The following is an 18395-nucleotide window of genomic DNA, read 5'->3' as shown; positions in this document are numbered from 1 at the left end:
CGATGCTCAGAAGCGCCGATTTCGGGCGCCTCGAGGACGCTATCGTGCCGAGGGCGCTACTACGAAGGGAGAAAGTATATCAGTCGCAATCCCTTCGGTTCCGGTACTGAATAGAGTTCTATGAGTAACGATACGAACGTTGACGACACTTCCGAGGACGCTGTCCCGGACGCCCCCGAAGGGGAGTCCGAACAGCAGACGGAAGACTCCCGGTCGCCGCTCGAGGAGGACGGCGACGGGACCGACGTTGACGACCAACTCGACGAGTCGGGCGTCGATAGCGACGAGTCACCCACGGAGCCCGAGTCCGGGGACGATCCGCTCGAGCGGCTCGACAGACTCGAGGCAGAGGTCGACGAGGCAGCCGAAGACGACGACGCCGAGGACGAGATCGAAACCGTCGACGATCTCGGCAGCACGGTCGAGGTCGACCCCGAAGTAGAGATAGACGAAGAGATCGCCGAGGACGACCTGCTGGGCGGCCTCCAGATCGACTCGACGGCAGACATCGAGGTGCCCGACCGGCTGGTCGATCAGGTGATCGGTCAGGACGAGGCCCGCGATATCGTCATCAAGGCGGCCAAACAGCGCCGCCACGTGATGATGATCGGCTCGCCGGGGACCGGGAAGTCGATGCTCGCGAAGGCGATGAGTCAGCTCCTGCCAAAGGAGGATCTCCAGGACGTTCTCGTCTATCACAACCCCGACGACGGTAACGAGCCGAAGGTTCGTACCGTTCCGGCGGGCAAGGGCGAACAGATCATCGACGCCCACAAGGAGGAGGCCCGAAAGCGCAACCAGATGCGCTCGATCCTGATGTGGATCATCATCGCGATCATCATCGGGTACGCCATCCTCACGACCAACATTCTACTCGGGATTCTCGCCGCGGGGATCGTCTGGCTGATCTTCCGGTATACCTCCCGCGGCACCGACGCGATGGTGCCGAACATGATCGTCAACAACGGCGAGCAGCGCACCGCTCCCTTCGAGGACGCGACCGGCGCCCACGCCGGCGCGCTGCTGGGCGACGTCCGCCACGACCCGTTCCAGTCCGGGGGGATGGAGACGCCGTCACACGACCGCGTCGAGCCGGGTTCGATCCACAAGTCGAACAAGGGCGTGCTGTTCGTCGACGAGATCAACACGCTCGACGTCCGCACCCAGCAGAAGCTGATGACCGCGATCCAGGAGGGCGAGTTCGCCATCACGGGCCAGTCCGAGCGCTCCTCGGGTGCGATGGTCCAGACCGAGCCCGTCCCCTGTGACTTCATCATGATCGCCGCAGGGAACCTGGACGCGATGGAGAACATGCACCCCGCGCTCCGCAGCCGCATCAAGGGCTACGGCTACGAGGTGTACATGGACGACACCATCGACGACACCCCCGAGATGCGCCGGAAGTACGCCCGGTTCATCACCCAGGAGGTCGAGAAGGACGGACGCCTGCCCCACTTCACGGCGGAGGCCGTCGAGGAGGTCATCCTCGAGGCACAGCGCCGGGCGGGCCGCAAGGACCACCTCACGCTCGAACTGCGCAACCTCGGCGGTCTCGTCCGGGTCGCCGGCGACATCGCCCGCGCGGAGGACCAGGAGTTCACGACCCGCGACGACGTCCTCCAGGCCAAGGAGCGCTCGCGGTCGATCGAACAACAGCTCGCCGACGACTACATCGAGCGCCGGAAGGACTACGAACTGCAGGTCACCCAGGACGGCGTCGAGGGCCGGGTCAACGGCCTCGCGGTCATGGGCGAGGACTCCGGTATCATGCTGCCCGTGATGGCCGAAATCGCCCCGGCACAGGGCCAGGGCCAGGTTATCGCGACGGGGCAGCTCAAGGAGATGGCCGAGGAGTCGGTGCAGAACGTCTCGGCGATCATCAAGAAGTTCTCCGACGTGAACCTCTCGGAGAAGGACGTTCACATCCAGTTCGTCCAGGCGGGCCAGCAGGGCGTCGACGGCGACTCCGCCTCCATCACGGTGGCGACGGCCGTCATCAGCGCCTTAGAGGACATCCCGGTCGATCAGTCGGTCGCCATGACCGGCTCCCTCTCCGTTCGCGGCGACGTCCTCCCCGTCGGCGGGGTGACTCACAAGATCGAGGCCGCCGCGAAGGCGGGCTGTACGAAGGTCATCATCCCCAAGACGAACGAGCAGGACGTGATGATCGAAGACGAGTACAAGGAGATGATCGAGATCATCCCCTGTGACAACATCAGCGAGGTGCTCGAGGTCGCCCTCATCGGCGAACCCGAGAAGGACTCGCTGCTCGACCGCCTGAAGTCGATCACCGGCTCCGCCTTCGAGGGGCAGGGCCAGGTCGGCACCGGCGGTTCGAACCCCAGCCCACAGTAGATGACCCAGTGGGCGACGTTCGCCGCGATCACGGGCGTCGTCCTCGCGCTCTTACTCGCACTCTCTCATCTCACCCAGTCGGCACTCGACGGAACCGACGACCTCGCTCGATCCGACTCCTCCCGCGAAGCCGACCGCCTCGAGACGACGCCTCGAGATGATTCCACCGAGCCCGACCACCGGGCCGACGAATCGGAGGACACCGAAATCACAGATCCCGAACGCGCCGAGGGAGCGACCACGAGTCGAGGGGGTTCGAACGAAGCAGGGGCCAGTCGCGAGGAGGGTGTCGGCGCCCTCGGGGCGCAGTCGGTCGACGACGCCACCGAGCGACGCCTCGAGACCGACCTCTCGACGGGGATGATGCTGGCGAACGTCGCGCTCTCTCAGGGACTGTTCGCCGTCGTGCTGGTCGTCGCAGCGGTGTACACGGGGGTGCCGGCGGCGGCGCTGGGAATCGAGTTCTCGCAGCCGTATCTCCTCACGGGACTCGTCCTCGGCACCGCCGCCGGCCTCGTCCTCTACGCGTGCAACGAGGTCGGCTCGGCGGGTGCGACCCGACTCGGCTTCGACCACGACGAGGAGTTACGCGAGCTCCTGGCCCCCGACTCGAAAGGAGGGTGGCTCGTCCTCCTCCTGCTCGTGCTGCCGCTGATCGCTTTTTTCGAGGAGTTGCTGTTTCGTGCGGCGCTGATCGGTGCACTTTCGGTCGGTTTCGATCTCTCCCCGTGGCTGCTCGCGGTGCTCTCCTCGGTCGCGTTCGCGCTCGGCCACGGCGTCCAGGGACCGGTCGGCATCGCCGTCACCGGCGCGCTCGGGTTCGTCCTCGCGGCCGTGTTCGTCTACACCGGCAGCCTCCTGGTCGTCGTCGTCGCCCACTACCTGATCAACGCCCTCGAGTTCGTCGTCCACGAGGGGGTCGGCCTCAAGTGGGGCGAAACCACCGGAAGCTAAGACTCGAGGGTGCTTCAGTCGGCACATGGCAGGTATCAATGAGATTCCGCAGTCGATGCACAGGGCGATTCTCGCCGGAGTCGTACTCTACTTTTTCCTCCTCATCTACGGAAACACGGCAGGGAGCGGACTCGCGCTCACGGCGGCGTACCTCCTGTTCGGGGTCATCGCTATCGCGATCGGCGGTGCGCTATACGCACAGGCTCGCGGAACGCTGGCACCGATCGGCGCGGCGGGCCTCTGTCTCATCTCCGGGGGGATCGCGCAACTGCTCTGGGTGGTTACGATTCTCAGTGGTAACGCCGAGCAACTGTTCGACGTCGTCGCCACCCTCGCGGTGATCGCCGGCATCGTACTCTACATCTACGCCGTCTGGATCGACCGGTAGCTACAACTCCTCGAGCGACCGCAGTTTCTGTTCGATCGCCGGCGGTGCGGCGCTCGGGCCGTCACGAACGCGGTGGTCGGGGATCAGGATCGGCGCGGGGTTTTCCGCTAACGCCGTCCGAACGAGCGTGAGGTCCTCGTCGCTCTCGGGGTCGAGTCCGGCCATCCGCGCGAGGGTCCGTACGTCGGTATCCTCACCGTACGAAATCGTTCGGACCTGCTCGAGCACCCGCCGCTGGTCGGTCGGAACGGTGAGCGCGACCGTGACGTCGTCGAACCCGACTTCGGTGACGCCCTCGAGGTACTCGTCGATCCGCTCGAGAACTGGATGGCCGTTCTCTGCATCCGGATCCGCCGCCTCCGGAAACGAGACGCTCAACACCCGACCGCTCGCGACGCCGATCTGGACGACCGATTCGAGATACGGCGACTCCCGCGCGTAGATTCCCGCGTCCGTTACGTCCTCCATGCCGCGACGAAAGCGCGGTACGGACTTGAATATTCGCCAGCGGGTCGCCCGCGTCGCAAGCCTTTTGTACAGATTAGTGCGTTGGTGTACAACAATGAGAGTTGCTACGGAGATAGACCCCGCGGTCCGCTCCATTCTCGAGGCCGCAGCCGAGCGCACCGGCGGCGCTCGCGTCTCGGTGGACGCGCGGTCGCTCACCGATGCCGTTGCCGACGCGGAAGCCGACGGCCGCGTTCCGGTGATCGCAGAAGTAAAGCCGACGAGTCCGACGACCGACGGAACGCGCGAGGGCGACCCCGTCTCCCTCGCGCGGGCGATGGTCGACGGCGGCGCGAGCGCGATTTCGGTGCTGACGGAGCAGACCCACTTCGGCGGCTCACCCGAGGCGCTGCGGCGGATCCGCGAGGCCGTCGACGTCCCCGTCCTCCGCAAGGACTTCGTCCTTCGGGAGGAGCACCTGGACGTCGTCGAAGCCGACCTGCTCCTGCTGATCGTGCGATTCCTGACCGACGACGGGGCGGACGACCTCGAGGACCTGCTCGAAGCCGCACGCGACCGCGGCTTTCAGCCGCTGGTCGAGGTTCACGACGAGGACGAACTCGCGGCCGCCCTCGAGGCCGGCGCGGACGTGATCGGGGTGAACAACCGGAACCTGACGAGTCTCGAGGTCGACCTCGAGACGTTCGAGCGGGTGGCTCCCGCGGTACCGGAGGACGTCACGCTGATCGCCGAGAGCGGAATCGCGGCTCCCGAAGACGTTTCGCGGATGCGCGACGCCGGCGCTGACGCCCTGCTCGTCGGCAGTGCGATCATGGGTCACGACCGCGGCGACGGTGCTGCAAGCCCGGCGGACGTCCGCGAGAACACGCGGAGGCTGGTCGACGATGAGTGAGGCGAGTTTCGGCCGGTACGGCGGCCAGTACGTTCCCGAGGCGGTGATGCCCGCCCTCGAGGAACTGGAAGACGCCTACGAGCGCTACGTCCTCGAGAACGAGGACGGGTTTATGGACGAGTTCCGCGAGCGCCTGCGGGAGTTCGGCGGTCGACCGACGCCCCTCCAGCGTGCGGATCGGCTGAGCGAGCGCTACGACCGGGAGATCTACCTCAAGCGCGAGGATCTGGTCCACGGCGGCGCCCACAAGCTGAACAACGCGCTCGGGCAGGTGCTGCTCGCGAAGTACATGGGCAAAGAGCGGATCATCGCCGAGACGGGCGCGGGCCAGCACGGCACCGCGACGGCGATGGCCGCCGCTCACCTCGAGATGCCCTGCGAAATCTACATGGGCCGCACCGACGTCAACCGCCAGCGGCCGAACGTCTACCGGATGCGGATGAACGGCGCCGACGTGAACCCGGTCGAGGCGGGCCGCGGAACGCTCAAGGAGGCGATCAACGAGACGATGCGCGACTGGGCGGGAAGCGTCGAGACGACCCACTACGTGATCGGCAGCGTGGTCGGCCCGCACCCGTTTCCGGAGATGGTCCGGGAGTTCCAGTCCGTGATCGGCGAGGAGGCCCGCGAGCAGATTCAGGAGCAGGCGGGGCGACTCCCCGACAGCGTCGTCGCCTGCGCGGGCGGCGGCTCGAACACGATGGGGGCGTTTCACGCGTTCGTTCCCGATGAGTCGGTCGGGCTGTACGCCGTCGAGGCCGGCGGCTCGAGCCTCGAGATCGACGCCGAGGCGGGCGTCGCGCCCAACTCCGCGACCCTTTCGACCGGGAGCGACGGCGTCCTCCACGGTGCGATGACCAAGCTCCTCCAGAGCGAGGACGGGCAGATCATGGAATCCCACAGCGTGAGCGCCGGCCTGGATTACGCCGGCGTCGGGCCGGAGCTCTCGTATCTGGTCGACTCCGGGCGTGTCACGCCGACGAGCGTCGACGACGACGCGGCGCTCAACGCCTTTCACCGGCTCTCCCGGCTCGAGGGGATCATTCCGGCCCTCGAGTCCTCCCACGCCCTCGCCTACGTAGAAGAGAGTTACGAGGAGCTGGGGGACCTCGTCGTCGTGAACGTCTCCGGGCGGGGAGATAAGGATCTGGAGACGGTGCTCGAGGAGACCGAAAAGCGGGATCTCGAGGCCGCGCCGGACGTGGAGGTGTTCGAACAGTGACCCGCGAGGACCGACGACCGGAGGAAGGGGATCCTCGAGACCACGAGCGGGGAGTACCACGACCCGCGAGTGACATCGAGCGCGCCATCCGCGAGAACCACCCCGCGCTCATCGCCTACGTCACCGCGGGCGACCCCTCCCTCGAGGCGACGAAGGAGTACGTCGAGGCCGTAGACCGCGGTGGGGCGGATCTGATCGAACTCGGCCTTCCCTTCTCGGAGCCGATCGCCGAGGGGCCGACGATCCAGGCGGCGATCACCCGCGCGCTCGAGGCCGGCACCACGCCCGCGGGCTTTTTCGACCTCGTGGACTCCCTCGACGTCGAGGCGCCGCTGCTGGTGATGACGTACTACAACATGATTCTGCAGCACGGTTCCGAACCAGGCGCTGACGTCCGCCCGTTCGTCGAGCGTGCCGCCGACGCGGGACTCTCGGGGATTATCGTCCCGGACCTCCCCGCGGAGGAAGCGGGGCCGCTTCGGACGGCCTGCGACGAGCACGGTCTCGACCTCGTCTTCATCGTCGCGCCCACGACCGCGGGCGAGCGCCTGGAGACGATCATGTCGCAGGCCTCGGGCTTCGCGTACGTCCAGGCTCGCCTCGGCACCACGGGCGCCCGTGGCGACGTCTCGACGGCGACCCACGAGAGCCTCGAGCGCCTCCGCGAGTACGACGACACCGGCGTTCCGAAGGCGGTCGGCTTCGGCGTCAGCGAGGGCGACCACGCCGCAGAGATCGTCGAGGCCGGCGCCGACGGCGTCATCGTCGGCAGCGCCCTGGTGGACATTATCGCGGCGAGCGAGACGCCGGCTGACGACCTCGAGGCGAAGGCTCGCGAACTCAAACGCGGGGCCGTTCGTGGCGAGAAGAGAGAAGTACCGGAACCAGAACAGCCTTAGTCGGAAGCTTGCTACACACCCTCACGATGAATACCGGAATCGACGCGCGACTCGAGCGGATCGGCACAGACGGACGATACCTCATCGTCCCGATGGACCACGGAATCACACTCGGGGCCGTAACGGGCCTCAAGGACATCGAATCGACGATCGACGGGGTAACGCGCGGCGGCGCCGACGCCGTCCTCACCCAGAAGGGGATCGCCCCCCGGGTCCACCCAAACAAGAACGGTGCGGGCTACGTCGTCCACGTCAACGCCTCGACGACCATCGGCCCCGACGAGAACGACAAACGGATGACCGCCACCGTCGAGGAGGCGATCCGCGTCGGCGCCGACGCCGTCTCCCTGCACATCAACGTCGGCTCCGAGTACGAGCCCAAACAGCTCGAGGACCTGGCGGCGCTCACCGCGGACGCGGGCCGCTTCGGTATTCCCGTGCTCGCGATGGCCTACGCTCGCGGACCGGGCGTCGATAGCACGGACCCCGAGGCGCTCGGACACGCGGTCAGGTTCGCGGAGGAAGCGGGCGCCGACGTCGTCAAAACGGGCTACAGCGGCGACGCCGAGAGCTTCGAGCACGTCGTCGAGTCCACCCGCCTGCCGGTCGTTATCGCCGGTGGATCGAAAGGCACGGATCGGGAGACCCTCGAGATGGTCCGCGGCGTGATGGACGCCGGCGGCGCGGGGGTTTCGATGGGGCGCTCTATTTTCCAGCACGAAGAACCCGAGGCGATCACGCGCGGCGTCTCGGGGGTCGTCCACGACGACCTCGAAGTCGAAGAAGCGCTGCGGGAGGCGGGGCTGGCGCTCGAGGCCTGATCAGGCCCTGTCAGGCGAGAGGCGTGGACGCGTCGTAACGACGTCTTCGCAGTCGGGACAGGTGTAGACGTCCCGCCCGCCCTCGGCGTGAACGTTCCAGTCACCGTCGACGTGGCTGGCGTGACCGCACCGGGGACAGAAGAACACGCGTTTTCTGGCGTCTGGGTCGGGAATCGAGGAGGGGTGCGTCATGGCATCCGCGCTACTCGCCGAGTGCAGAAAAAGCCTGTTCGCGGCGATAAATCAGGATGTTTTCCGGGATGACAGCCACGCGGTCCGACCGGTTTTCGAGTCAAAACGCAAGACCTTCACTTCCCGTCGCCGTTCCCGAGCCCGTGACCGACGAGTCGCTGACGATCGACGACGAGATCGTCGCCCGCGCCCGAATCCACGCTCGAACGGTCGACATCGACGTCGACCGGGACCGCCTCGAGTGGGTCGTCTCCGCGCGAGCGAAGCGCCGCGCGGGGGCCTGTCGGTGGGACGGCGAAACGGCGACCATCGTGCTCTCGCGGCGGGCCTACGAGGCCTACGACTGGGCAGAGTTCGCCGCAGTCGTCCGCCACGAACTCGTCCACGCCTGGGAGTTCCAGCGCCACGGGGAGTCCGGCCACGGCGAACGGTTTCGCCGGGAGGCGCGTCGGCTCGAGGCCCCGCGTCACTGCGAGGCGTTCACCGACCCCCGATACCTGCTGCGGTGTCTCGGCGAGGGCTGTGACTGGGAGAGCCGTCGCCACCAGGCGTCGAAACCCGTTCGGACGCCCGAGAACTACCGCTGTGGCTCGTGCGGACGCGACTACGAGGTCGAGCACGTCTCGAGCGGGCGGGTCTGGCGGACCGCCTCGGAGTACGGCGGCGCGAAGTCGGCGCTGGGCGCGGAGTGGTGACCCGGATCGTTCGCCGTCCTCACCGGCGGAGACGCCGCTGAAAGGGCAAGTGACTTACATACCGCAGGTGAACGCCGAGGTATGAAGGCCGTCGTTCTGGCTGGCGGATACGCGACCCGGATGTGGCCGATTACCAAACACCGGCCCAAGATGTTCCTTCCTATCGGGGAGTCGACCGTGATCGACCGAATCTTCGCGGAACTCGAGGCCGACGACCGGATCGACGAGGTGTTCGTCTCGACCAACGAGCGCTTCGCCGCCGACTTCGAGAGCCACCTCGCCGACAGCGAGTTCGAAAAGCCCACGCTCTCGGTCGAGGACACGAGCGAGGAGGAAGACAAGTTCGGCGTCGTCGGCGCGCTCGCCCAACTGGTCAACCGAGAGGGCGTCGACGACGACCTGCTCGTGATCGCCGGGGACAACCTGATCAGCTTCGCGGTGTCGGACTTTCTCGACTACTTCGAGTCGACGGGGACGCCGACGCTCGCGGCCTACGACGTCGGCTCGCGCGAGAAGGCCAAGTCCTACGGACTGGTCGAACTCGAGGGCGACCGGGTGATCGACTTCCAGGAGAAACCCGACGACCCGAAGAGCACGCTGGTTTCGATCGCCTGCTACGCCTTTCCGCGCGACTCGCTGTCGCTGCTCTCGACGTACCTCGAGGAGGAGAACAACCCCGACGAACCCGGCTGGTTCATCCAGTGGCTCCAGAATCGCGAGCGGACGCACGCCTACACGTTCGAGGGCGCCTGGTTCGACATCGGCACCCCCGAGAGCTACCTCGAGGCCGTCGCCTGGCACCTCGGTGGCGAGTCGCTCGTCGACGAGACGGCGACCATCGAGAACGCCACCATCGGCGAGAACGTCCACGTCATGTCCGGCGCGACCATCGAGAACACCCACCTCGATCACGCGGTCATCTTCCCGAACGCCACGGTCAGAAACGCCGAGGTCCGGCGTTCGATCATCGACGAGGGGACGCACCTCGAGGAGATGGCGCTCGCGGGGGCGCTGATCGGCGCCCATACGACGATCACGAACGGGCCATCCCAGTAGGCGTCGGCCCCCGAGGACTCGCAGCTATCTCACGGGTCCGCTCGTCCTCGTGGACGCCTCGAGTCCGGTGTCAGGATCGACGCGTCAATCGCCGGGACCCCCGTACAGGTACCGGACGGTCTGCGTTCCGGGCCGCGACCGCCCGCCCCGGTGATCGCACTCGAGGGGTCGGGCCGGTTTCAGGAAGATCCGTCTGTGGGATTACAAAAACGGGCTTCAGGGAGTGCTTTTATTCCCTTGCCACGTATTCGAAACCGAAGAAAAACGCGAGTTCGCTGCTGTACTGACGGAGTTCGTCGAGATCGCTCCCGTTCTTTCGAACGGTCGGGGCGAACCCGGCTACGCGCACCTGATCGCGGCCCTCCGGGGACCAGCGGACGACCACCACGACATCCACCAATGACCATAGACGCCCTCGAAATTCGCCAGTATCGCCCGGCAGACTACGACACGGTCCAGGACGTCCACGAGCGTGCGATCGGTGCCTCGGAAGTCGCGAACGCGACGGACGCCCCCGAAATCGACCGCCCCGGCGCGACGTACCGAGCGGACGGGAGCGAGTTACTGGTCGGTCTCGTCGACGGGTCGATCGTCGCCGTCGGGGGCTACCGGCGCGTCGACCGGACGACAGTGTCGTTCGAACGGCTGCGCGTCGACCCCGACCACCAGGGACGGGGGTACGGCGAACGGTTCCTGCTCGAGTTGGAAACCCGCGCTCGAGAGGAGGGATACGAGCGGATCGTCTTCACCACCGACGAACGATTGGACGTCGCGCGGGCGCTCTACGCGAAACACGACTACGAGGCGACAGCGCACGAGGAGGATCGAAAGACGGGATACGATATCGTCCGGTACGCAAAGGAAGTCCCCGAGAGGGAAGCCAGGTCGTGAGCCAGTGTGAACGCGTCCCGATCGTAAGGCCGGTCAGTGAGAACCTCGCGGGCATCCATTTCGGCAGACCGTGAGGACGATGGACGGCCCGGTCGGAAACAGTGCCGCCGACCGAAAGGAGATCGCAACCGTCCGGAAAGGGGCACACATCTGCGGACGGACGTCCGGGTCGACGAGTCGAATCAGTACTGCGAGCGCTCGAGTCGCTCCGGCGCCTCGAACGTCGTGCCCAACTCGAGCAGTTGAACCAGAATACGCCCGGTCGCCCCCCAGACCGTGTAGCCGTCGACGTGGAAGTAGTGGATGACGATCTCGCCGTAGTGTGGGTGGTCGCGGCGGTCGTACTCGTAGTTGTTCGGATCGAGAAACGCCGCAACCGGCAGGACCGCGATCTCGGCGACCTCGTGCTCGTCGGGTTCGTACTCCCGATCGGGAATCCGGGCGACGAACGGCGTCACCGCGTACTCGGTGACCGTCCGGATATCGTCGAGTTGGCCGACGATTTCGGCTTCCTCGCCCTCGAGGCCGATCTCCTCGTAGGCCTCCCGGAGAGCGGTGTCGAGGATGGTCTCGTCCTGTCGCTCCGCCCCGCCGCCTGGAAAGCTCATCTGGCCGGGGTGTTCGCCGAGGTGGTCCGCTCGCTTGGTGACGAGCAAGTAGTCCTCGCCGTCGCGGTCGACCAGCGGCACGACGACCGCGGCGTCGTGTTCCTCGTCGTCGATCTCGCGTGGCTCGTGTGCCGCGATCGCCTCGAGGTTCATTCGCGTCATTCGACCTCCGGCGCGTCGTCGTCCGCCTGCAGCCGCTCGTCCAGTCGGGTCCGCTCGGCCGCGAGGTCGACGGGCGCCCACGCCTCGAGGTCGTAGCTGACGTCGAGCAGTTCCGCCGCGCGAGCGGTATCGCCCGCCTCGAGCGCCTCGCCGACAGCCTGGGTGAACCGAGCGTTGGCGGTGTCGCCGAGCGCTTCACGGTCCAGTCGTCGCCGCTCGACGTCGAGGATGTGTGGAACGTCCTCCGCGTGTTCCGGCGTGGTCGGAAACGCCGTCGGCCCCGCGACCAGCAGCGGATCGGAGACGGCGTCGTCGGACGGCTCGTGCCGGACGAGCGCGAACGACTCGAGGGCGTCCTCGATCGCCTCGTCGACCGCCGCATCGTCGACGGCCTGGCCGTCCGCACGGAAGGCGGCCTCCGAGAGTGCGGTTTCCAGCTCCTCGCGGGTCAATCCGCCGAAGAGATCGACGACGCCGGCGAGTTCGTCGGCGGTCGTGTTCATGACCGTGGCAACGACCGCGGGGAGGATTAGTCTTTGTACTCGACGGACCGGGTCAGGGCGGTTACGTCGAGCGCTCGAGGGAGAGATCCTTCGTCTCGACGCCCGCCTCCGCCGCCCGGTCGTCGGCGTCGAGCAGCGCGTCGAGTTTCGCCTCGAACTCCGCCTCCGTGAGTTCGCCCGCGGCGTAGCGGTCCTGGAGGGTCGTTACGGGGTCGACATCCTCGGCCCGACTGCCGCCAGCGGGTTCCGCCGGACCGACCCGTTGCGTGAGATACCAGACGAGAAAGACGCTACAGACCAGGAGTGCGGTGATCGCGACGGCGTACAGCGGGCCGGCGAAGAGCAGCGCGGCGATGATCACGATGTCCGCAAGAACGAACTTGACGATGAAGATCTCCGTGAGATCGTAGCCGTCATCGGAGCCACCCATACCGGGACACAGGCGACCGGCGGGAATAACTGTAGGGGGATTACGCCTCGAGCCAGGGCGTCGCGGCCGCGAGCACGTCAGCAGGGGTGAACGGGGCGTCGGTCCACCGCGGCAGCCGTCGATCGTCTGCCGGAGGCGCGATCGCCCCGGCGTAGCGGTCGAGCTGGTCGCGTTCCGCCGCGAGGTCGTACTCGAGGCCGTTGTACGTCGCGTCGGCCGCGAACTGCTCGATGAGGCGCTCGCCGGTCGAACGGTATCGCCGCCGCAGGCGGTCGTAGTCGGGCTCGACGCCGCGGGACTCGAGCACCCGGAAGAGCGCCGCCGCGACCTCGCGGCTCATCCCCTCGAGGCCACTGTCTCCGGCGACTGCACGGTGGTCGTGTTCGTGGCGACCGAGGTCGACCTGGGCGGTGCCCGCGAAGCCGGCGTGAGCGAAGGCGTCACCGAGCGTGGCGACCTCGAGGCCCCACGCTCGCGGCGGTCGAAGCTCGCGAGCGAGGTCGGCGGTAACGGCGAACTCGCCGGCCAGCGCGTAGCGAAACGCGCCGAGGTAGTCGACGATCGGGTCGTCGTGCGCATCCGCGAGCGTTCGCACCAGCGGTTCGTAGAGGAGCCGACAGAGCCGGCCGTAGAGCCGCCCGCTCTCGACGCGGGCGTAGTAGCCCTTCGAGAAATCAAAGCTCATCGTCAGCGGGGCGAGCAGCCGCGAGACGTGTTCCCCTTCGTAGCTGCGGGCGTCGGCATCGTGGACGACGACGTACTCGAAGTCGGCGGCCGCCGGCCCGAGCGCGAGCCAGACGTCTCGCCCCTTTCCGAAGCCGTTCGCGAGTCCGGCCTCGGTCAACAGGGCGTCGACGCCGGGGCCGGTACACCAGAGCACGCAGATCGAGAGGTCGAACGACTCGAGCCACGCCCGGAACGGCCCGATGCGCTCGGCGCTCGCCCGGACCGGAACGAAGACGGCGCCGGGGTCGACGGCCTCGAGTTCCGTGAGAACCCGTTCGGCGGCGGGGCTGCCGTGTTCGCGGGCGGTCATCGGGACGACGACGGCCGTCTCCTTGAGGGCGGCGGACCGGGCGGGCGGGCCTGCCGAACCCAGGTCGTGGAGCGTCGTGATCCGCTCCTGTACGTACTCCATCGGTGGGTACTTCGACCGCAGGGTGAAAACGGCCACGACTCCGGCAGCCCCGCCTCGAGCACCTGTCTGCCCGGAGACACGCCCGCGAGCCCCGGTCTTTTTCTCCCCTACCTTCGTAATGGGCGAACATGAAATCTGTCCGAAAGGCACTCCGAGACGGCGAACTCGACAAAGACACCTACGAGCGGGTCACCTGCGGCGACTGTGACAAACCCCTGAAAACGAAAAACGATCCCGACACGATCACGACGATCCGAACCTGTCCCGACTGCGAGTCGGAGTGGAAGGAGCTCCGGTAGCCGCTCTCGCGGGTCGTAGGGGTTCGATTACTCGAACACGGCGTCGAACGCCTCCGCCCCGAGCGGGTCGAACGCTCCCGCCCCGACGTTCTCCTCGACGTGAGCGCGTCCGCGCATCCCCACCAGCGACGACGTTACGCCGGGTGCCGAGCGGGCGAAGTTGATCGCCCGCTGGACCACTGAATCGCCCTCGAGTCGCGCCGCGACCGCCTCGGGCAACTCGTCGGCGAGGTCCCCCTGGGCGATGCTCGCGCTCGTGAAGACGTTCAGCCCGGCGTCGGCGGCGAACCAGAGCGCGCTCGTCGGTCCGTCAGCTCCCTCGTGGGCCGCGACGGTGAACGCGTCGGCCATCACGACGTTGAACGGCAGCTGAATCGCCCGGAAGTGTGTGCCACCGGTGTCGGCCGCCCGGCTCGCCGCCCTGGCCCGCTCGACGACCTCGGGTAACGAGAGATACGACGGGTGTTCCGACGATACGCGAAACGCCTCCCAGGTGGCGACCCCGTAGTGGCCGATGTCGCCCGCCGCAGCGCGCTCCTCGAGTCGCGTAAACGTCGCCTCGAGCTGATCGTACACCCGCTCTGCGGAGTGCTCGCGGAGCTGTGTCTCGGGGTTGTGGACGTAGTAGAGATCGATCTCGGTCTCGAGGTTGTCGAGCGACCGGTCCAGTTGGTCCTCGATGTAGTCGGGCGCGATGCAGTGGCTGCCCGCCACCAGGTCTTCGCGGGAAACGAGCCCGGTATCGACGTACTCCTCCTTCACGAACTCCCCCGGATTATCGGGGCGCTCGCCGTCGAACGGGACGAAGCCGCCTTTCGTCGCCACGAGAACGGCGTCGCGGTCGACGTCGGTTTCTTCGAGCGCCCGCCCGACGACGCGCTCGCTGCGCTGACAGCGGTAGTTGATCGCCGTGTCGAGCACGTTACAGCCCGACTCGAGGGCCGTCAGGATCGCCTCCTCGTAGGCCTCGTCGGCTGCGTCGGTCGGCTCGCCGAGGTAGGTACCGAGGCCGATGCTCGAGACGAGGCCGTCGCCGTAGCGTCGGAAGTACGTCTTGCCGAACTTCTCGTGGTGGGCGTCGCGGTACTCCCAGGTTGCGGGGCCGGTTGCCATGCTCGAGGGTTGGCGGGTCGGAAACAAAAGTCCGACTGCCGAACTCGGCGGTCGTCTCTCGTGGCGAAGCCATCAGGTCAGCAACGACAATGCCTTCGACAGCCGCGTCAACCGAATGCAGTTCGGCGGGTGGTCACGGCCTCGAGACGAGCCACCTCACGCAACGCCCGGTGTCGCTGGCGCTGACGGTCCTCTCGCAGTCCGACTGCCGAGTCTCGTTCCACGTCTCCGAGCGACGCGATGTCAACAAGGCTCTTCGGGCTTACTGGTTATGTAAACTGAGTGTCGGTATTGGATGGGTCAGTTATGCTTCACACACCGCTTCATCGTGCTCCTCCACGTTTCCCGGAATAAGCATACTGAATGTTGACCCGTCTGGCCCGATTATCTGGAGATCAGCAAATGCACACTCCCCCTCACTATCATCTCCATGGCCTTCTCTCAATATATTGTGGTTTATTTTCCCTCTCTCAGAGATAGTGTGATAAATATCGTATTCCGCAGGCTCTGATGACCAGGCTGGATCAATCCATATTTCACTGTTCCCTGCAACCGTTTTCGACTGGTGAAATACCCCGGAAGTATTTCGTTCGATTCGAACATCGATAGAGTACTCAGTATCAGTTCTATTTTTGATACGAACGCTACCCAACCGTATACCAGCATCATTTCCTGTATTATTTCGACTCGAACACCCTCCTATCACTGACGCACTGGTTACAGCGAGTACGTGACGGCGGGAAATTGGTAGTCCGGTCATACGATAATGTCAAGACGCATACCATATATGTTTTTTATTTTGGCAGAAGGTGATGCAACGCGTTCTCTAGAGACGCGCTCCTACCGCTCGCCCGCCAGCGCCGAAAAGACGCGCTCCTCGAACTCGTCGGTGCTGACCCCCTCGGAGGGGCCGATCCCGTTCATGTGTTCGACGGAAAGCTGGCCGCCGCCCATTCGAGCGTGGCCGCCGGCGTTCGCCATCGGAATGTCGCTGACGGCGTGGCGAAGGGTTTCGCCCATGTGAACCCGGTCGTCGCGGGAGCGCCCCGATAGGTGGAGCGTGCCGTCGTGTTTCCCGTAGACGACGACGGCGGTGACGCCCTCGAGTTGCATCAGTTCGTCCGCCGCCTGCGGAATCGCGTCGACGTTGCCGATCTCGCCGACGTCACAGATCGCGAAGGGGCCCTCGATTCGCTTTTCGGTGATCGCTCTGGCCTTCGTCCGTAGGACGTCGTCGCTCACCTGCGGGTTCGCGATTCGGTCGAGCAGGTCCTCGTCGATGCCCGGAAACAGGTAGCTACAGGCCTCGAATTCGGCGGCAGAACACCCCTTGGTCAGGTGGTTGGTATCGGACTGGATGCCGTAGACGAGTCCGGTCGCAAGCTCCGGCGAAACGGCGATCGAGTCGGTCGGTTCCTCGGGGTCGACGACGGCGTCGATCTCTGCGAGGTACTCCGTGACGATCGTCGACGCAGCGCCGTACTCCGTTCTAACGTCGGTGAACGCCGTTCCGCTCCCGTTTCCGGGGTGGTGGTCGACGACGACGAGTGGCTCGATCATCTGTGCACCGGTGAACCCCCGTGCAGTGTTGTGATCGACGAGGACGACCGCGTCCGTCGCCAGTTCGGACGCCGACTCGATCTGCTCGAACTCGAGACCGAGCACCGTGCGGAACGCCCGGTTCTCCTGGTGGCGGATCTCGCCCGGATACTGGAGCGTGACGTCGGTCTCGACTGACTGTGCGATCGCTGCGACACCCATCGCACACGCCATCGCGTCCGGATCGGGGTTCGGGTGCATCAACACCGCCACGTCGTCCTGTTTCGACAGCAGGTTCTGTAGTCTGACCCCCGGCGGCCGTCGAATCCAGCGGACGGCCCACCAGCTACCGACGACGATTGCGGCCAGACTCACGACGATCAGCGAGAGAACGATCGGGTCCGTTCCCCGAACCGCGTCTATCCCCCCTTCAATCGCTGCCACGTCGTCGAGGCGAACACTGATCACCCGTGTGCCCCGATTGCCCATACCCCCACACTCAAATCGAATACCTATGAAGGTTCCCCTCGCACGTACTGTAACTCGAGAGAATCGTTCCTCGACTTCTAGCCGTTTCAGTGCGACTCGTCGCGAAACGCCTCGATCGCCGCTCGATACCCCTCTCGGTAGGTCGGATACGCGAACTCGTAGCCCAGTCCGCGGAGCTTCGCGTTCGAACACCGCTTGCTCGTCAGAATCCGCCGCCGTGTCGCCTCCGACAGATCGTCGTCCTCGAGACGTTCCGCTTTCGTTCGTTTCGGCGGCGATTCGACTCCGCACTCGGCGGCGAGCCAGTCCGCGAACGCCCACTTCGAAACCGGTTCGTCGTCGACCACCTGGACGACCTCCCCGCGGCCGAGATCGTTCTCGAGCAGGAACGCCACAGCGCCCGCCGCGTCGTCGCGGTGGACCATGTTCAGATAGCCCTCGGTGACCGGCCCCTCGAGGTAGCGTTCGAGGCGGTAGCGGTCGGGGCCGTACAGCCCGGCATAGCGGGCGACCGTGCCGGAAAAGCCGTACTCGGACGGGCGCTCGAGGGCGATGCGCTCGGCTTCCGCGAGCACCGCAGTTTTGTCGGTCGTCGGCTCTACCGGCGTCTCCTCGTCGACCCAGTTGCCGCCGTGATCGCCGTGGACGCCCGTCGAGGAGGTGTAGACGAAGCGGTCGGGCGGCGACTCGCGGCTCCCGAAGGCGTCGATGGCCGTCTCCAGGCCGTCGACGTACACCTCGCGGGCTGTGTCGGCGCCACGACCGCCGCTGCTCGCCGCGAAGACGACCGCCTCGGCGTCAGGAACGGTCTCGAGGTCGGCCGCCTCGGTGACGTCGGCTCGAACGCCCTCGAAGCCCTGGGCTTCGATCGCCGCGACGCCGTCGCTCGAGCGCCGAACGCCAACTACGTCGTGGCCGGTTTCGGCCAGCTGGCGGCCGAGTTCGAGGCCGACGTAGCCACAGCCGAGAATTACAACGCGCATACGCGACCTCGGGCTCGAGCCCTCATAACAGTGTTTCACTGGCGGGCGGCCGCGACAGGAGAATCAGTTCTCGTGTTTGTACCAGTAGCTCGCGGCCAGCGCGAGGAAGAAGCCGACGGCGGCGACGATCGCGACCGACAGCGTGAACTCGCCGCGAACGACGTACTGAAATCCGAGCAGTACGCCGAACATCACGAGCGTCTGCACGACAAACGACCCCCAGGGAAGCTCCGAGACGTCCATACAACACCTCCCCACAGCCGCATGAAATAGCTACTGATACGCCGGCTTTGGGGCC

22 protein-coding genes are annotated in these 18395 nt (G+C 66.2%); 11 read left to right on the top strand and 11 right to left on the bottom strand.

Annotated elements, in window-relative coordinates:
- The first annotated feature begins 120 nt into the window (after window positions 1-120).
- The 3 genes from lonB to AC6I6S_RS12705 are packed head-to-tail and all read left to right on the top strand — an operon-like array spanning window position 121 to window position 3697.
- On the top strand, window positions 121-2355 hold the full coding sequence (gene lonB, locus AC6I6S_RS12715; RefSeq protein ID WP_497950589.1) for an ATP-dependent protease LonB: 2235 nt from the start codon (window positions 121-123) through the stop codon (window positions 2353-2355).
- Window positions 2356-3309, top strand: a complete 954-nt coding sequence (locus tag AC6I6S_RS12710; protein ID WP_497950587.1) for a CPBP family intramembrane glutamic endopeptidase — start codon at window positions 2356-2358, stop codon at window positions 3307-3309. It abuts the gene before it with no gap.
- Between the two features lie 25 nt (window positions 3310-3334).
- Window positions 3335-3697: a hypothetical protein gene (locus tag AC6I6S_RS12705; protein ID WP_497950586.1), complete on the top strand. Its 363-nt coding sequence runs from the start codon at window positions 3335-3337 to the stop codon at window positions 3695-3697.
- Here AC6I6S_RS12705 and AC6I6S_RS12700 read toward each other — a convergent pair whose 3' ends face one another.
- Window positions 3698-4165 carry an MGMT family protein gene (locus tag AC6I6S_RS12700; RefSeq protein ID WP_497950585.1) on the bottom strand — a complete coding sequence of 156 codons (468 nt, stop codon included), beginning with the start codon at window positions 4163-4165 and terminating at the stop codon, window positions 3698-3700.
- A gap of 94 nt (window positions 4166-4259) precedes the next feature.
- Here AC6I6S_RS12700 and trpC point away from each other — a divergent pair, with 94 nt between their 5' ends.
- Genes trpC through AC6I6S_RS12680 form a run of 4 tightly spaced genes read left to right on the top strand, consistent with a single transcriptional unit; the run spans window position 4260 to window position 7999 of the window.
- Entirely contained in the window at window positions 4260-5057 is a 798-nt protein-coding gene (gene trpC, locus AC6I6S_RS12695) for an indole-3-glycerol phosphate synthase (RefSeq protein ID WP_497950583.1), read from the top strand.
- The gene (gene trpB, locus AC6I6S_RS12690) at window positions 5050-6279 is read left to right on the top strand and encodes a tryptophan synthase subunit beta (protein ID WP_497950582.1); all 1230 of its coding nucleotides are present in this window, start codon (window positions 5050-5052) and stop codon (window positions 6277-6279) included. The genes trpC and trpB overlap by 8 nt, the downstream gene beginning before the upstream one ends.
- Entirely contained in the window at window positions 6276-7178 is a 903-nt protein-coding gene (gene trpA / locus AC6I6S_RS12685) for a tryptophan synthase subunit alpha (RefSeq protein WP_497950580.1), read from the top strand. Before trpB ends, trpA begins: the two co-directional genes overlap by 4 nt.
- A gap of 26 nt (window positions 7179-7204) precedes the next feature.
- Window positions 7205-7999, top strand: coding sequence for a 2-amino-3,7-dideoxy-D-threo-hept-6-ulosonate synthase (locus AC6I6S_RS12680; RefSeq protein ID WP_497950579.1), 795 nt, complete (start codon window positions 7205-7207; stop codon window positions 7997-7999).
- On the opposite strand, the gene AC6I6S_RS12675 is transcribed toward AC6I6S_RS12680, so the two are convergent.
- Window positions 8000-8191, bottom strand: a complete 192-nt coding sequence (locus tag AC6I6S_RS12675) for a DUF8106 domain-containing protein (protein ID WP_497950577.1) — start codon at window positions 8189-8191, stop codon at window positions 8000-8002.
- A gap of 143 nt (window positions 8192-8334) precedes the next feature.
- On the opposite strand from AC6I6S_RS12675, the gene AC6I6S_RS12670 reads away from it, so the two are divergent.
- From AC6I6S_RS12670 to AC6I6S_RS12660, 3 genes are all read left to right on the top strand, one after another.
- Entirely contained in the window at window positions 8335-8886 is a 552-nt protein-coding gene (locus AC6I6S_RS12670) for a SprT family zinc-dependent metalloprotease (RefSeq protein WP_497950576.1), read from the top strand.
- A gap of 81 nt (window positions 8887-8967) precedes the next feature.
- Window positions 8968-9942, top strand: coding sequence for a nucleotidyltransferase family protein (locus AC6I6S_RS12665; RefSeq protein WP_497950574.1), 975 nt, complete (start codon window positions 8968-8970; stop codon window positions 9940-9942).
- Window positions 9943-10341: 399 nt separating this feature from the next.
- Window positions 10342-10833, top strand: a complete 492-nt coding sequence (locus AC6I6S_RS12660; protein ID WP_497950573.1) for a GNAT family N-acetyltransferase — start codon at window positions 10342-10344, stop codon at window positions 10831-10833.
- A 182-nt stretch (window positions 10834-11015) separates the two neighbouring features.
- On the opposite strand, the gene AC6I6S_RS12655 is transcribed toward AC6I6S_RS12660, so the two are convergent.
- The 4 genes from AC6I6S_RS12655 to AC6I6S_RS12640 all read right to left on the bottom strand — a co-directional run bounded on the left by AC6I6S_RS12655 (window position 11016) and on the right by AC6I6S_RS12640 (window position 13674).
- Window positions 11016-11603, bottom strand: coding sequence for an NUDIX hydrolase (locus tag AC6I6S_RS12655; RefSeq protein ID WP_497950572.1), 588 nt, complete (start codon window positions 11601-11603; stop codon window positions 11016-11018).
- A complete protein-coding gene (locus AC6I6S_RS12650) occupies window positions 11600-12106 on the bottom strand; it encodes a DUF7109 family protein (RefSeq protein ID WP_497950571.1) in 507 nt (168 codons plus the stop codon). The genes AC6I6S_RS12655 and AC6I6S_RS12650 overlap by 4 nt, the downstream gene beginning before the upstream one ends.
- A 61-nt stretch (window positions 12107-12167) precedes the next feature.
- Window positions 12168-12536, bottom strand: coding sequence for an SHOCT domain-containing protein (locus AC6I6S_RS12645; RefSeq protein WP_497950569.1), 369 nt, complete (start codon window positions 12534-12536; stop codon window positions 12168-12170).
- A 40-nt stretch (window positions 12537-12576) separates the two neighbouring features.
- Window positions 12577-13674: a glycosyltransferase family protein gene (locus AC6I6S_RS12640; protein ID WP_497950568.1), complete on the bottom strand. Its 1098-nt coding sequence runs from the start codon at window positions 13672-13674 to the stop codon at window positions 12577-12579.
- Window positions 13675-13802: 128 nt separating this feature from the next.
- Between AC6I6S_RS12640 and AC6I6S_RS12635 the strand changes: the two genes are divergently transcribed.
- Window positions 13803-13973, top strand: coding sequence for an HVO_0758 family zinc finger protein (locus tag AC6I6S_RS12635; RefSeq protein WP_497950566.1), 171 nt, complete (start codon window positions 13803-13805; stop codon window positions 13971-13973).
- A 27-nt stretch (window positions 13974-14000) separates the two neighbouring features.
- Here the strand turns inward: AC6I6S_RS12635 and AC6I6S_RS12630 are convergent, their stop codons facing one another.
- From AC6I6S_RS12630 to AC6I6S_RS12610, 5 genes are all read right to left on the bottom strand, one after another.
- Window positions 14001-15086, bottom strand: coding sequence for an aldo/keto reductase (locus AC6I6S_RS12630; RefSeq protein ID WP_497950564.1), 1086 nt, complete (start codon window positions 15084-15086; stop codon window positions 14001-14003).
- Window positions 15087-15390: 304 nt separating this feature from the next.
- On the bottom strand, window positions 15391-15846 hold the full coding sequence (locus AC6I6S_RS12625; protein WP_497950563.1) for a hypothetical protein: 456 nt from the start codon (window positions 15844-15846) through the stop codon (window positions 15391-15393).
- 80 nt (window positions 15847-15926) lie between these two features.
- Window positions 15927-17114 (bottom strand): DHH family phosphoesterase, encoded by a 1188-nt coding sequence (locus AC6I6S_RS12620; RefSeq protein ID WP_497950562.1) that lies wholly within the window; start codon window positions 17112-17114, stop codon window positions 15927-15929.
- Window positions 17115-17200: 86 nt separating this feature from the next.
- Entirely contained in the window at window positions 17201-18097 is an 897-nt protein-coding gene (locus AC6I6S_RS12615; protein WP_497950560.1) for an SDR family oxidoreductase, read from the bottom strand.
- A 63-nt stretch (window positions 18098-18160) separates the two neighbouring features.
- Window positions 18161-18340 (bottom strand): hypothetical protein, encoded by a 180-nt coding sequence (locus tag AC6I6S_RS12610; protein ID WP_497950558.1) that lies wholly within the window; start codon window positions 18338-18340, stop codon window positions 18161-18163.
- Window positions 18341-18395: the final 55 nt, after the last annotated feature.

The sequence above is a fragment of the Natrononativus sp. DTA114 genome, from assembly GCF_059736515.1.
The sequence above is the reverse complement of the archived record's forward strand: the minus strand, read 5'-3'. Positions and strand labels throughout refer to the sequence as shown.

Excerpts from the sequence above, each read along its gene's own strand:
- lonB (WP_497950589.1), top strand. The coding sequence starts at position 121 with ATGAGTAACGATACGAACGTTGACGACACTTCCGAGGACGCTGTCCCG.
- trpC (WP_497950583.1), top strand. The coding sequence starts at position 4,260 with ATGAGAGTTGCTACGGAGATAGACCCCGCGGTCCGCTCCATTCTCGAG.
- AC6I6S_RS12710 (WP_497950587.1), top strand. The coding sequence starts at position 2,356 with ATGACCCAGTGGGCGACGTTCGCCGCGATCACGGGCGTCGTCCTCGCG.
- AC6I6S_RS12705 (WP_497950586.1), top strand. The coding sequence starts at position 3,335 with ATGGCAGGTATCAATGAGATTCCGCAGTCGATGCACAGGGCGATTCTC.
- AC6I6S_RS12650 (WP_497950571.1), bottom strand. The coding sequence starts at position 12,106 with ATGAACACGACCGCCGACGAACTCGCCGGCGTCGTCGATCTCTTCGGC.
- AC6I6S_RS12640 (WP_497950568.1), bottom strand. The coding sequence starts at position 13,674 with ATGGAGTACGTACAGGAGCGGATCACGACGCTCCACGACCTGGGTTCG.
- AC6I6S_RS12660 (WP_497950573.1), top strand. The coding sequence starts at position 10,342 with ATGACCATAGACGCCCTCGAAATTCGCCAGTATCGCCCGGCAGACTAC.
- AC6I6S_RS12615 (WP_497950560.1), bottom strand. The coding sequence starts at position 18,097 with ATGCGCGTTGTAATTCTCGGCTGTGGCTACGTCGGCCTCGAACTCGGC.
- AC6I6S_RS12630 (WP_497950564.1), bottom strand. The coding sequence starts at position 15,086 with ATGGCAACCGGCCCCGCAACCTGGGAGTACCGCGACGCCCACCACGAG.
- AC6I6S_RS12620 (WP_497950562.1), bottom strand. The coding sequence starts at position 17,114 with ATGGGCAATCGGGGCACACGGGTGATCAGTGTTCGCCTCGACGACGTG.
- trpB (WP_497950582.1), top strand. The coding sequence starts at position 5,050 with ATGAGTGAGGCGAGTTTCGGCCGGTACGGCGGCCAGTACGTTCCCGAG.
- AC6I6S_RS12635 (WP_497950566.1), top strand. The coding sequence starts at position 13,803 with ATGAAATCTGTCCGAAAGGCACTCCGAGACGGCGAACTCGACAAAGAC.
- AC6I6S_RS12675 (WP_497950577.1), bottom strand. The coding sequence starts at position 8,191 with ATGACGCACCCCTCCTCGATTCCCGACCCAGACGCCAGAAAACGCGTG.
- AC6I6S_RS12680 (WP_497950579.1), top strand. The coding sequence starts at position 7,205 with ATGAATACCGGAATCGACGCGCGACTCGAGCGGATCGGCACAGACGGA.
- AC6I6S_RS12645 (WP_497950569.1), bottom strand. The coding sequence starts at position 12,536 with ATGGGTGGCTCCGATGACGGCTACGATCTCACGGAGATCTTCATCGTC.
- AC6I6S_RS12655 (WP_497950572.1), bottom strand. The coding sequence starts at position 11,603 with ATGACGCGAATGAACCTCGAGGCGATCGCGGCACACGAGCCACGCGAG.
- AC6I6S_RS12625 (WP_497950563.1), bottom strand. The coding sequence starts at position 15,846 with ATGACCGGACTACCAATTTCCCGCCGTCACGTACTCGCTGTAACCAGT.
- AC6I6S_RS12665 (WP_497950574.1), top strand. The coding sequence starts at position 8,968 with ATGAAGGCCGTCGTTCTGGCTGGCGGATACGCGACCCGGATGTGGCCG.
- AC6I6S_RS12700 (WP_497950585.1), bottom strand. The coding sequence starts at position 4,165 with ATGGAGGACGTAACGGACGCGGGAATCTACGCGCGGGAGTCGCCGTAT.
- AC6I6S_RS12610 (WP_497950558.1), bottom strand. The coding sequence starts at position 18,340 with ATGGACGTCTCGGAGCTTCCCTGGGGGTCGTTTGTCGTGCAGACGCTC.